Annotated in this window: 9 protein-coding genes; 4 read left to right on the forward strand and 5 right to left on the reverse strand. The window is 40.2% G+C overall.

Going from position 1 to position 13596, the window contains the following annotated elements:
* Positions 1-83: 83 nt before the first annotated feature.
* The 4 genes from QJ048_RS18725 to QJ048_RS18740 form a co-directional block, all read right to left on the reverse strand.
* Complete coding sequence (locus QJ048_RS18725; protein WP_282335942.1) at positions 84-1718, reverse strand: endo-1,3-alpha-glucanase family glycosylhydrolase; 1635 nt, start codon at positions 1716-1718, stop codon at positions 84-86.
* Between the two features lie 275 nt (positions 1719-1993).
* Positions 1994-3820, reverse strand: coding sequence for a RagB/SusD family nutrient uptake outer membrane protein (locus QJ048_RS18730; protein ID WP_282335943.1), 1827 nt, complete (start codon positions 3818-3820; stop codon positions 1994-1996).
* A gap of 31 nt (positions 3821-3851) precedes the next feature.
* Positions 3852-7007 carry a SusC/RagA family TonB-linked outer membrane protein gene (locus QJ048_RS18735; RefSeq protein WP_282335944.1) on the reverse strand — a complete coding sequence of 1052 codons (3156 nt, stop codon included), beginning with the start codon at positions 7005-7007 and terminating at the stop codon, positions 3852-3854.
* A 438-nt stretch (positions 7008-7445) separates the two neighbouring features.
* Positions 7446-9050 (reverse strand): DUF6377 domain-containing protein, encoded by a 1605-nt coding sequence (locus tag QJ048_RS18740; protein WP_282335945.1) that lies wholly within the window; start codon positions 9048-9050, stop codon positions 7446-7448.
* A gap of 575 nt (positions 9051-9625) precedes the next feature.
* Here QJ048_RS18740 and QJ048_RS18745 point away from each other — a divergent pair.
* The 4 genes from QJ048_RS18745 (at position 9626) to QJ048_RS18760 (ending at position 12719) form a co-directional block, all read left to right on the forward strand.
* Positions 9626-10750, forward strand: coding sequence for a BamA/TamA family outer membrane protein (locus tag QJ048_RS18745; RefSeq protein ID WP_282335946.1), 1125 nt, complete (start codon positions 9626-9628; stop codon positions 10748-10750).
* A 127-nt stretch (positions 10751-10877) separates the two neighbouring features.
* Positions 10878-11777 carry a bestrophin family protein gene (locus tag QJ048_RS18750; RefSeq protein WP_282335947.1) on the forward strand — a complete coding sequence of 300 codons (900 nt, stop codon included), beginning with the start codon at positions 10878-10880 and terminating at the stop codon, positions 11775-11777.
* A 193-nt stretch (positions 11778-11970) separates the two neighbouring features.
* The gene (locus QJ048_RS18755; protein ID WP_282335948.1) at positions 11971-12339 is read left to right on the forward strand and encodes a hypothetical protein; all 369 of its coding nucleotides are present in this window, start codon (positions 11971-11973) and stop codon (positions 12337-12339) included.
* The gene (locus tag QJ048_RS18760; RefSeq protein ID WP_282335949.1) at positions 12336-12719 is read left to right on the forward strand and encodes a hypothetical protein; all 384 of its coding nucleotides are present in this window, start codon (positions 12336-12338) and stop codon (positions 12717-12719) included. The genes QJ048_RS18755 and QJ048_RS18760 overlap by 4 nt, the downstream gene beginning before the upstream one ends.
* Positions 12720-12829: 110 nt before the next feature.
* Here the strand turns inward: QJ048_RS18760 and QJ048_RS18765 are convergent, their stop codons facing one another.
* Positions 12830-13234 carry a VOC family protein gene (locus tag QJ048_RS18765; RefSeq protein ID WP_282335950.1) on the reverse strand — a complete coding sequence of 135 codons (405 nt, stop codon included), beginning with the start codon at positions 13232-13234 and terminating at the stop codon, positions 12830-12832.
* Positions 13235-13596 lie beyond the last annotated feature (362 nt).

The following is a 13596-nucleotide window of genomic DNA, read 5'->3' on the forward strand; positions in this document are numbered from 1 at the left end:
CATCTTTTTTCTGTGTCTCTGTGTTCTCTGTGGCATACATTATTTTCGGAGACGCATTCAATGCGTCTCTACATTTTCTATGTTCAATTCCTTCCAGTATTTAATCGAGTGGAATCCGCATTATATTCCATCGAATAAATTGGTGGCAGATCGCCGAAAATGCTTTTATAATAATTGCCAAATTCACTGCTGTAACTGTATGTTATTCTATCCGACCTGTACGGCTTGTCTGTTATCCATTCCGGCGTTGTAAACTTTTTTACCACTACTCCATTTCTTATGATCGATGCCATTACGGGGCCAGCTGTCTGCGGAAACCTTGTTGCGGCAAAACCCGCAGGAACATCAACTATTTTACCATTTACATTTAACGAAGCTTTCTCTTTCAGGATGGTCACCACTTCTATCGCATCTTCGAAAGCCAGTGACACACCATTTTCTTCGAAAGAAACGACAGGAATATCAAATGGCTTTGGGGTTATGTTGTGTTTATATTTTTTGAAAAACGTCACAATCACATCTTCATCTTTGTAAAAAGGTTGTTGTTTCCAAACTCCTTTATAGTAATTTAAGAGAATGGCGAAACCATCATTATGATTAATCTCAGGTGCTATATGATGCCCTTCAGGATAATCGTTCCAGGTAATGATATTCATAACTGAAGCATCTCTTTTTATACCGAATTCAAATAAGTTTCTGAAGTTGTAAGACAATCCGGTCGCAACATATTTACGTTCTACATTCTCCATGCCAGCATTAACTGCGTCCTGCACATCGTGAAACATATCCCATGTGCCACGTTTTAAAAGCTTTGACGTATAAAAATCATTAAAGGTTGACCCTTCAAAATTTCTGTTTCTTTTTTTACATTCATCTGCTACAAGATTTCCAATATATCCCTGCTCTTTATATGGAAGTGTCCATATCCAAACGGCCGGAAAATAATCAAGCACACGGTTTAGTTTTTGTTTGGTAATATTTTCATTGATGCAATAAATGCATGCAAGTTTTTCATTTACAGCATCTCCTAATTTTTTGAAAGCATTTGCCATATAATATTGTTCAGGCTTTCCTTTGAGGTTGACCGGAATATCGGCAATCTGTTCTCCATACCATAAATACACGACAAGGCGGCCATCGGGAGTCCGCAGCCAGTGGCTGTTATTTTTTCCAACAGCAGTCATAATGCCATTGATGCGTTTTGCAAACTCCTGAATCTTTTTATCTTCTGTAGATCCGGAAGGATGTGAAATGCACAGGGTTAGTTTGAAATCAATGTTCTTCGCGTCTGCTACGCGAAAATATGCTTTGATGATGTCGTCCCAGGAATCGTTGTATAAGGTGTAGTAAAATTGAAAGCCATCAATGCCGGATTTAATGGCGGTGCGCATTTCAAATTCAACAGCCTCATCCAGCGATGCATCTTTCAGAAGGCGATCATTCATCGGCACAACCTGGGTAAGGCCACCAATAGGCGCGGAGACATTTCCTTTGGGCGAATAATAATCAGGATCGCAGCTGTCTTCAAATTTGTGTCCCTTGTACCGGATAATATTTGTCATACAATGAGCAATGACAAGTTTTTTGTTGGTGATAGGCAAACTCAATGCCGGTGCGTTTTTGAGACTTTCTTGCGCACAGGATTGCAATACAATGCAGCAACACAATGCTACAATCATCGTCGCAATGCTAACCGTATGTACTGTTGTTTTCTGCATGGTAAAAAAAGCCTCACCCCGGCCCCTCCCGCTTTCACGGGAGGGCCAATTCTGAATTGAGTGAAGTTTTTAAAGATTAGGTAATATTTTTTGATGAGTTCTTTATTAAGCTCGCATGCTGCGTAGCTCAATAGAGAACAAAAAGCTGAAGTGTGCGACGCAACGGCTATCTAATAGTAGTACTACCGCCTGGCTCCCACATCGGACCATGTTAAAAAGCGGACTTACTATTACCTGCAACTCATTTTCAACTTTCAACTTTCAATTTTCAACTGTTATTTATATCCCGGATTTTGATCTGCGCTCGTAATCTTTGGATTAGAGTTGATCTCAGTTAATGGGATTGGCCATACATAAGATTTACCGTCGTTCCATTGGCTTGACAATGTACCTTCATGCACGTTCAATGCATTTTGATAAAAGTCCGCCTCTGTTTTACCAATTCTCCAGCGGCACACATCAAACCACCAAGAGCCTTCGTTGTACAGTTCGGCCCAACGTTCGTAGTACAAAGGATTGTGTCCAAGCACCGGATCGTTTGCAGAATTCGCAGGCGTTACATCGGTGAATGATTTGTAATCAACAGACGATGCTGCATCTACAGGAAGACTATAGGCCCTGCGTTTTACTTTGTTCAGGTACTCAAGTGCAGTCGCATCTGTACCGCTGTTGTGCAATGCCTCTGCATACAACAGATATACATCAGCTAAACGAAGCAGATAAAAGTTGGCGCCATCTGCAGGTCCCTGGTTGTTGATATTGTTGTAGATCACAGCATTTTTTCTAACGCTAAATCCGTACTTGCCTGCCTGGCCTGCAAAGAAGCCTGGCATACTAACGGGATACCATGTTTTACCATCAGGTTTTACAGAGTCCACCCATGGTTGCAAGCCGGCAACATACAAGCGGGGATCCACTGTGAGATTGGTTCTTGCTGCAACAGCTTTTGTTCTGTATGCAGGGTCCATGATTTTTTTAGGATTGTCGAAAGCAGCAGGTTTGTTGGAATTAAAATTTGGGTTGTCTACAAGTGTGTAAGATCCTAAAGTGTAACCGAAACGCACTACACTTCTGTCGTGAAAAATTTCATTGCCGTAGCCCATTGGTTGAGATCCACCTTCGGTTCCATCAGTGCCCAGGTTCCATGGGCACCAGATCAAGCCGTTGATACTTGTGGCGTTGATATTGTCTCCATATACGCCATAGTTTCCTTTTGCATCCGGATCAATGTTAAGTTCGAATAATGATTCTTCATTGAATTCATTGGTGGCATTTCCTACAAATGCGTCTCTGTATTTTGCATAGTTCATCAGGCTTTTGCCGCTGTTTGTGACCACATCCTGCAATGTGGTTTTAGCGTTTGCCCAATCCTGTGTGTAGATGTAAGCTTTACCCAGCAATCCTTTCGCGGTCCACTCTGTTGCTTTACCTCTGTCGTCACCAGTCCAGGCTTTGCCTTTCAGTAAGGTTGCAGCTTTTTGCAAATCGCTTTTGATAAGATCCCATACCGCCTTGACGGTACTGCGAGGAACTGCTGTACTATCTAAAGAAGCAGGCACTTTATCGAAAATAGGAACGCCTCTTTTATCGCCGCCTCCACTTGTGGTGATATAGCTTTCGCCGAACAAACACTCTAATTGCATGTAGTAGTAAGCACGCAAAGTATACGCCTGCCCCCTGATGGCATCAATATCTGCAGCATCATTTCCTTTTGAATAATTGGTCGCGTAAAAGTCTGCAGCTTTCAATGTTACGTTACAGTTTTTTACACCTGTAAACAACACCTGCCAAGCTTCTGCAGCGTATTGGTTGGATATGGAAAGATTGTTTTTCGCCATTTCGTTCCAGCCCGGATCACCGTCATATATCGCGTCCACAGCGTGCATGCTGTTCGAAAGCGCCTTCGGCAAAAAGTGAAACCCGAGATAACCGGCGTCACGCATGTTGGAATAACAAGGAGCCAGAACACTATTCAAATCATTTATGGAAGCTGGATAATTGCTTGTAGAATACTGATCTGTAGGTGATACAGATGAAGGGTCTTTTGTACATCCCGCCAGAAGGCCCACTCCCAGTATTGCTGTATATATTTTTCTAATCATTGTAGTTAATTTTTAAAATTGAAAAGTGAGCTTAGAATGTAAGATCAAGACCTACTGAATAAAGTTTTGTTTGCGGATATTGCGATACTGCATCTACACCTCTTGTTGTTACAGTAATACCGCCAACATATCCTTGTTGCTGAGCCATCGAGAATCCTGTGCCCAGCTCAGGATCAAGACCAGTGTATTTTGTAATCGTAAACACATTGTTTGCCATTACGAATACCCTTGCACTTCTCATTTTTATTTTTTCCATCAAAGAACCAGAGAAGGTATAACCTATCTGAAGGTTCTTCAATTTCAAGTAGCTGCCATTTTCTACGAAGTAGCTGTTAACTTTTGTATAGTTACCGTTAGGATCCAAAATAAACTGGTTTGCATTTGTTGGATTTATATAGCCGATACGCGGTTGCGATGTAAGTTGATTGTCCCCGAAGTATGATGCGCCAAACACTTTGCTGGTAGTATTGCCATCTGACCATGGGAACATTTCATATGCTTTTACTCCATTGAAAAGCTCTACGCCTGCAACACCATTAAATAGCATCGCCACATCAATTCCTTTCCAGTTCAGGTGAATGTTTACGCCATATACCATTTTAGGGTTTGGGTTGCCCAGCACTTGTTTATCAGCTTCTGATACCACGTTGCCATTTTTAGCATCGTGGGCATAGATAAGGTCGCCTGCTTTTGCACCTGGTTGTGCAGTAGCTGCTGCCGCCTCGGCATCTGTTTTAAACGTACCTATTACTTTGTAGCCATAGAAGGAGCCGAAAGGAAGTCCCGCTTTTGTTACAGTCAGGTTTTGGTTTGGCATTATGTTGTAACCCGCGTCACCATTGCTGTAGTAGTTGATACCGTCAAACAACTGATCGTTTGGAATGCCTGAAAGATCAAGCACTTTGTTGTTGTTGAAACCTGCATTAAAGCTAACATCGTAGTTAAACTCTCCAGCTTTGCTTCTATAGCCGATCAGGAGATCAACACCTTTGTTTTGCACAGAACCGATGTTTACAAAGTAGGGCGAAGTATAACCCGCACTCACAGGCATTTTCAGCGCATACAACATGTCTTTTGTTTTCTTGTTGTACCATTCCACTGTAAAATACAAGTGGCTGTTCAGTGCTTCTCCATCAATACCTAAGTTGGTTTCGTACACAGTTTCCCAGTGAAGGTTAGGGTTAGGGATTGCGTTTAAAGAGTTTGCAATTACAAGTGGTGCGCCTGGTGCAAAGTTTTGTCCGCCCAATGCATTGTAGCCACCGCCTGTGAACTTGCTGTAAGTAGCCGCATAGGAATAAGGCGGAATGGCACTATTACCCAAAGAACCATAACTACCTCTGATCTTTAAGAGGTTAACTGCGTTGGAAATTGGTTTCCAAAAATCTTCTTCGCTGATATTCCAACCCGCAGAGAATGCGGGAAAAGTACCTTTTTGTTTGCCAGGACCAAAAACTGTAAAGTTCGCGTCTTGCCTTACGGAAGCGGACAAATAATATTTGCCGTTGAAGTTGTAGTTCAATCTGGCAAACTCTGATTTGATCAAACCGTTTGCATCGTATTTACCATGAACGGTGGTGTTACTTTGAGAAGTTTGAATGAAAGAATATCCCGGTAAACCGATCATGCTTTGATTTGCTTCGATATAGTTGTAAACGTTTTTGATTTGCTCATATCCAACCAATGCGCTGATGTTGTGTTTGCCAAATGTGTGATCAAACGACAACAGATAATTGGTCAGCAAAGTGGAGCTAACGATTGATGTTTTATCCAGGAAATTGGTAGCGCTATTAACCGGACCAAAGTTGTAAGGCGCCTGGTAGTAATCGTTTGTTTCGTTATAGTAGCCATAACCAAGGTTGGTTCTGAAAGTCAGGTACCATGGGAGTTTTACTTCACCATATACATTGCCCTGGAAATTGTTTTTAAAGTTTTGCGCCATCGCTGAGTTTACCGCGCCCACAGGGTTTGGACCGCCAAACTGGATGGCAGGATAACCGGGAGGCAGCGTTCCCCATGAATTGTTCCAACTGTTGTGCACCGGAATAATTGGTTGTGTGCGGAAAGGCGCATTATGCAGTTGCGCTTCACTACCAACAGGCGGCGCAGTTCTGCGTTGAGACACTGAAACCTGCTCTCCTATTTTTACGTAGTTGCCTAATTTAAAATCAGTATTTACGCGAGCTCCACCAATGTTTGAAAAGTTGTTTATATAGATACCTTTATTGGCATTGTAAAACCCGGAAGCGAGATAATTTACATTGGGAGAAGAACCGGAAACAGACAGATTATAATTTTGCTCATAACCATTACGATATAATTCATCTACCCAATCCGTATTTGCCAGCGTATCTGTTTTAGTGGCGCCTTTAAAGTAAAGTGGGTGAATAATGTTTTGTAATTTGATCCAGTCATTTCTGTCAAGCAACTTCACTAGTTTCGGTTTAGACACACCATAACGTGCATTGAAGTTTACGGTTGGTCTTTGAGAAGTGCCTTTTTTTGTGGTTATTAAAATTACGCCACCTGCTGCTGCAGATCCGTAGATGGCGGCGGCACTCGCATCTTTCAATACTTCTATTGAAGCTACATCCTGAGGGTTAAGATTGGTTCCGTCTGTGCGAACGCCGTCCACAATGTAGAGAGGATTAGGCTGGTGGAGAGAGGCTGTACCTCTGATCAAAATAAGCGGTTGAGCATCGGGTGCACCTGAGCTTTTGATAACTTCCACGCCGGCAGCTCTACCTTGTAAAGCCTCGGTAACGTTGGTTACGGGTTGGTTTTTAAACGCATCGCCTTTTACAGAAACAACAGAACCTGTTACATCTTTTCTCTTTTGCGTACCATATCCTACAACAACTACTTCGTTGAGGCTGGACTTGCTTGGTTGCAATGAAACTGCAACTGCTGTTCTGTTTTTAATAGAAATTTCCTGTTGATCATACCCTATATATGAAATAACCAATGCGGTTGCGGAATTAGGAACACTGAGGGAGAACACTCCTGAAACATTGGTGTTAGTTCCGGTAGAAGAGCCTTTCTCTTTAACGGTGGCACCGGCCAGTGGTGCACCTTTGTCGTCGGTAATGGTACCGGTTACGGTTTTGCTTTGTGCCCTTGCAAGGTGTACAAGAAACAGACACATAAAACAGCACAATAGCTGTTGTAGCAATCGTTTTGTAAGCATAATCAGGATTGTTTAAAAAGTTTAAATATGTCGAAATGCAAATTGTTTTGAGAATAAACTATTAATTAGCGCAACTTGTTCCGGTTATCGAAACATGATTTTGCCAATTAATAATTGATCAACAAAAAAGGGAAAATAATGATGTGGAAAATCCAATAGTTTTTTAGTCATAAACAAGCATTTTTGGTTTACAGCTTTTTAAGGAAAGCTTTAAAAAGAGAGTAGCATTTTTGCGAACAGGTCGTTAGTCATGTTCACAAGGTCAAAATAATAGCTGGAAAAAAGCGAAACCAATTTATATGTCCTGACTATAAGAAATATTTGCTAAAATGGAGATTCTACTAAAGCTAAAGAAATGATATACAAACACTTAAAAACACATTATTATTTTTTATATATAATGCTATTTTAGCCTTTTATTTAGCTGATTCAGGCATTTTATACCGTCTTTATGTCCATGATCCTGTGTTCAAAGTCTTCGTTTGGCACCACAGATTTGTTTTTGATTTTCGTTTTATATGTATTGATGGTGTTAACAGAATACTCCAAAATCTGAGCGATCTTTTCATTGTCGTGAATACCCATTCTAATCAATGCAAAAATTCTCAGATCGGTGTTTAAGAGTTCGTTGTCTCTTAGCTTGATTTTATCCTCTTCCGCAAAGAGCGCATTGAACTCATCGATGAAATTTGGAAACAGTTTCAGGAAAACCTTATCGAAGTTTTTCAGCAACTCTTCTTTCTCTTTTTTAAGATTAATATTGTTCACCAGGAATTTTATCTCCTCCAGTTTTCGCTCAGCGATCTTTTGCTCGACAGATTTTTTGAATCTTTCAATTTTGGTAAAGAACTCTGAGTTGCCGTTGAAAAAGTAACCAATGTATTCTTCTTTGATCTTATTTGCTTCCAGAAGTTTGGTATTGATCTCCTGTTGTTTTGCGTGAGCAGCCATGATTATTTTTTCCGCAGCTTTCAATTTTGCCACCTGGCGGAAGACTACTACTATTAATGTAACCAACGCTATTAACAATAATGTTGCGATCGCACTATAGGTAATTAATGTTTTCTTTTGGTTTTCTACCCGGCTTATCTTCTCACCTTCAATTAACGGCAAGATGGCGCTTACCTGCACTTTGCGCTGGCGTGCGCCGTAGAACACCGCATCGTTGATCGCCCTCTCTATATAAGTAGATGCGTTTTTCAAATCGCCTTGTTTGAATAATATGGAGGCAAGGTTGAAAATGGCTGCCGTTTCTTTTGTGGAAGATTTAATGTCTGCAATCGCTGCTTTCACCAGCAATGCGGTTGCCGTATCAATTTGACCGTTCTGTATGTAAATGTCGCTAAGTGTGGATGCGGTTAACGCGATTTCATGATAGCTTAAATTGGGATTGCTCATGATCTTTTTAAAATTGACCAGAGCATGCGGGCGGTTATTGGAACGAATGTCTTTTAACCCCCTAAAGTATAAGTACTCAAAATTGGTTGTGTCGTAGTAGTTGAACGCAGAGTCAAGATAGTTGTTGCCTTGTTTATTATACTCAGGAGTATGGTAAGCATCATTGTCGTAATCTGCAAGGTCATAATAATATCTCGCCATCAACGAATAGTATTCAGCTTTCGAAGTATCGGGCAAATGGGAAATGTCTATTCTCTTTAAAGAATCATACGCTTCCTTGAACATACCGGACGATAAGAGAATAAAACCTTGTTTGATTTTCGCATAATTGATCTTCGACTGATCGTTTAACTGATAAGCTGCTTCGAGGAGTTTTTTGGAATAACTATATGCAGAATCATATTTAAATATTTTATATTCATCATACAGTCTCGAATACACGAAAAATTTATAGCCTGGGCTATTGTTATCTTTTTTTGCAAGGTTTATTTTAAGTTCACTGATAGATTTCAGTTTTCCATCATCAAATTGAGGAGCCTGTGTAATAGCATCATTAAGATTGGAAAGCAGCGAGGTGGTACTTTGCTGACAATAAGTTGAGAATCCGAAAAAAAGTATGGCAATTGCTATTACTAAATGCTTCATAATAAAGTAAATAAGGGCGGGAATAGGAAACACCTGCATATATGCAATAATCAGAGGATCGGCCATTGGCCTTCTCATAAGCAAGCTTTCTCTATCCACTTACGAAGATAAGAGACTGAGTGAAAGAAACAAGGATGATTTCACGCAAAGGCGCAAAGTGAAAACAAACGACACAAAAACATGGTCATGTTTTTACATTCTTTGCATTTCTGAAGAAGAAATAAAAAGCAGGTAATGCGTGCGCTTATCTTTTGCTTAATTCGTTTCTGCGTAAACCTTTGCGCTCTTTGTTTTCTCTTTGCACCTTTGTGTGGAATATGAAAAGTTCATCCTCAAACCAATTGACAATGAACATTTACGCGTTTCCATTGTTACCATTTTAATTACCCGAGGTAGCGATACCTGTTTTTAAAACCAGCATAGTTATTATGATTTTTACCTTAGGAAAGAACATATTTATTGCTAACTGCCTTTTGTTTTTTTTGATTAGCTCGCCGTCTGTTTCATATGCATTTGAAGGGGCGGACACTTGTGCTCCGCGGGATCTTTCGGACGTGGCCAGAAGTCTGTTTAATATGAAGCCCAAAAAAGAAAAAAGCTCCGCGATATTTGTTGCGCCTGTATTTAACTCATCTCCTACTACCGGATTTGTATTCGGCGTAACGGGACAAGGTGCTTTCCAGGTACCAGGTTCTAAAATTTCTGCTTTCCAGGCAAATGTGCAATACACCACCAAGGCCCAGGTCCTGATTTTTCTACGCAGCAATATTTATATAAACCACAGTAAGATCTTTCTTTCGGGCGATTGGCGCTACTTCAAATATTCAGAACCTACTTACGGCCTGGGAACAAATGCGCCGGAAGGTTCTATTGTCAACAAGATCAACTTCAACGGTGAAACCATGCCAACTGATTCCCTTGCCCAGCCAATGAAGTTCAACTACTTTAAACTGCATCAAACAGCTTCCTGGTCTGTCGGTAATGGATTTTATGTAGGCCCGGGCATTCACCTCGATACGTACAGTAACATCGAAGACCTCAGCCTCGATACAGCGGCTTCGCCAAAAAAATATACGAGCCATTACACTTACAGTATTAAGCACGGGTTTAATCCTACGCACTACACAACGATGGGTGTAAGTTTAAATCTTATGTATGATACACGGGATAATATGGTGAACACGGAAAAGGGAATGTTTGCAAATCTTAATTTCCGTGCCAACCCCACATGGCTCGGTAGTACAAAAGCCAGCAACATTTTGTGGGCGGAATTCAGAGCGTTCAAAAAAGTTATTCCTAATAAAAACCAACACGTGCTTGGCGTTTGGGTGATCGGCAATTTCGTAACCGGTGGTGATGTACCTTATCTTTCCCTGCCTGCAATTGGCTACGACCAGAGAAGCAGAAGCGGCCGGGGTTATACAAACGGACGCTTCAGAGGTGAGCAACTGGTAGATATGGAGGCTGAATACAGGTTCCCTATTATGTGCAATCAACTCATCAGCGGTGTTGTTTTTGGCAGCGCCATTACTACAAGTAACAAAGACGCGAACGTAAATTTGTTTGAATACTTAAGACCAGCGGGTGGTGTTGGTTTACGTTTCTTGTTCAATAAGAAAGCAAAAATGAACATGTCGATAGATTATGCGATTGGTCAAAATTCATCCGGATTTTACTTCGGAGCAAGCGAGGTTTTTTAATAAAGTCCAAAGGCAAAAAACTATTCCAGTCTCAGCTCTCAAACAGGGATCATTCCTGAGATATTCATTTTGAATTTTTACTTTTTACTTTCGACAAACTTTTTTTTGATTTTCTAAATCGTAGTGAATGCTGCTCAAACAGAACCTTACACTTTATCGCATCGTAAAACTCACATGGAAGGTAGATCTCATCATGATCAGCCTGTGCGCTGTTGCCTATTATTTTGATATATACGTTACTCCGGAAATTCATATTCCTACAATGGTTACAACGCTGATGGGAACTGCCCTGGCGTTCTTCATTGCGTTTAACAATAACCAGGCTTACAGCAGATGGTGGGAAGCAAGAATTATCTGGGGAGGCATCGTAAATGATTCAAGGTCGTGGGCACGCAACCTGCTCTCCTACACTGCTAACGATGAAGACAAAACTGTTTTGGTACGAAGAATGGTATTAAGGCACATCGGTTTTTTGTATGCACTGAAAACAAGCCTGAGAAGATTGCACGATGATGAGTACAAAAAATTTCTTTCTGAAGAAGAAGCAAAAAAAGTAAAAGCGTTTGCGAATGTACCGAGCGCCATACTTGATCTTCAGGCAGATGATATACAGCTATTGTCAGACTATGAATTGATCGATGGATTTCGCTTCATGCAAATAAGTGGCCTTCTGCAAAATTTCTGTGACCACATGGGAAAATCAGAACGCATCAACAATACCGTTTTTCCTACGAACTATATTTACTTCACACGTTTGTTTGTCTGGATACTTGTTGTATTTGTAACTGTAACGACTGCTGAAAACATTGGCCCGTGGTCCATCTTACTAGGATGGGTGCTGGGTTTCGTTTTTCACACAACACACATCAATGGTATGGCCATTATGAATCCTTTTGAAATCGCTCCTGAATGTGTACCACTAAACAGCATTACCCGCAACATTGAAATCAATCTTCTCCAAATGCTTGGTGAAACAAAAATCCCTTCACCGGAACCAACGATGCATAGCGGCGAGTATATTTTGTAATGGAAAATGGAACGCAGATTTTCATGATTGTTACGATTTGTTATGATTTTTAAATCGAATCATGATAAATCATCAAAATCATAAAAGTCTGCGTTCTTTATTTTTTCATTTGTTTCAGTTTTTTTTGAAAGTTCGAAATTTATAGTATTTTTGTTCTGCAAATGTTTCAGATCGGTACTATAAAATGTATGCTATGAATATTCTTGCTTATGCTATCTATTTGGTCATAACTTACTTCATCACATTCAAGGTTGGCCTGATCTTTTACCGCAACGGACGTGTTTTTGTTTTTTATCTTTTAAAACAAGACGAACATCTTACCAACTTTATTAACCGTGTGTTGCTCGTTTGCTATTACCTGCTGAACATTGGTTATGCCACAATGATGATAAGTTTCTGGCAAACCGTTAACAGCTGGACGGAGCTCCTATCCAGCGTTACCAAAATGACCGGCAACATCATGCTTACTCTTTCAATCATCCATTTTTTCAATATGGCTGTAATTTATTTCATGGGAAAGAAAAACAAATCATTCACTCATTCTAAAACTGAACAAATATGAAAAACGATTTTAACTTCGTAGCGTATTTAATTTATCTGCCTGCAATTCTTTTAGTAACATGGTATGTGGCACATACCCTATTCAAAAATAGCAGAGTGTTTATGCTGGATATCTTTAGCGGCAAACAAGAGATTGCGTTTGCCACCAACAAACTTTTTGAGACAGGCTTTTACTTGTTAAATCTTGGCTTCGCATTTTGGATCATGACTATAACTTCCTCTATTCTTTCCAACCGTGAACTGGTGGAAATATTAAGCGCAAAAATAGGAGGCTTCTTAATCTATTTAGGCATCATGCTATTCTTCAACCTTTACTTATTCTTTAGAGGCAGAAGAAAATCGAGAGAGAAAATGAGAACTGTAGTTGCGCCGGTTTCTTAATTGAAAGTTGAAAATGGAAAATGAGAGAACGCAAATTTTGATGAGTTGTCATGATTCTATTCAAAAAATCATAACCAATCGTGACAATCATGAAAATCTGCGTTCCATTTTCAACTTTCAATTTTCAATTCATCACTCTCATACCATACTTCCACCGTATATCCATCCGGATCTTTGAAATACACAAATGGTTCACCGGGCACAAATTCGCCCTGCTCAACGATGGGAGCATTCACAGTTGAAAGCACATCGGTTACCTTTTTAATTTCATTTGCATTGGTAAGACGAAAACCAAAATGCATGATGCCGCAGTTGTTTTTTCCAGCGAGCTCTTTGTTTTCTTCGAATACGATAATGTCGTTGGCTCCGGGCGTTTGCACTTGCGCCCATTTGGGAGTGCTATGCATTACGCATGCGCCAAAAACTTTTTCATAAAAATCCACTGATTGCTGCACATTCTTTACGGCAAGTGCAATGTGTGTAAGGCCGTAAGTGGTAAAAGCTGGTCCCGGCATAAAGAGATGGTTTTAATTTCACGCCGACAATCAATCCTTCACATATAATTCAAGCAGAAGCTTTTCTTCACATGGCGACTGAATAACTACCGGCAATGACAGGTTTACTAATAAGGTTGTGGTTTGAAGAGCATTCTTCAACCAATCAAAGCTATATCATGATCAAGTGAGTTCTTTGCTGATTATAATGGTAGGATCAAACCACAACAGGTGTATTTAAAGTTATTGAATTTCGCGATTTATCAAAGAGAATTGGTGTGGAATATTTTCTACGGCAAAGAAAAAATTGTTAGTTATTGGTTGTAGTGAAAATAGAAAATCGACATTCGGTTTTCAATCAATTTGAAAATAAAAAAGCCCGT

Origin of the sequence: Pinibacter soli (assembly GCF_029961145.1) — a bacterium.
GTDB lineage: Bacteria > Bacteroidota > Bacteroidia > Chitinophagales > Chitinophagaceae > Pinibacter > Pinibacter soli.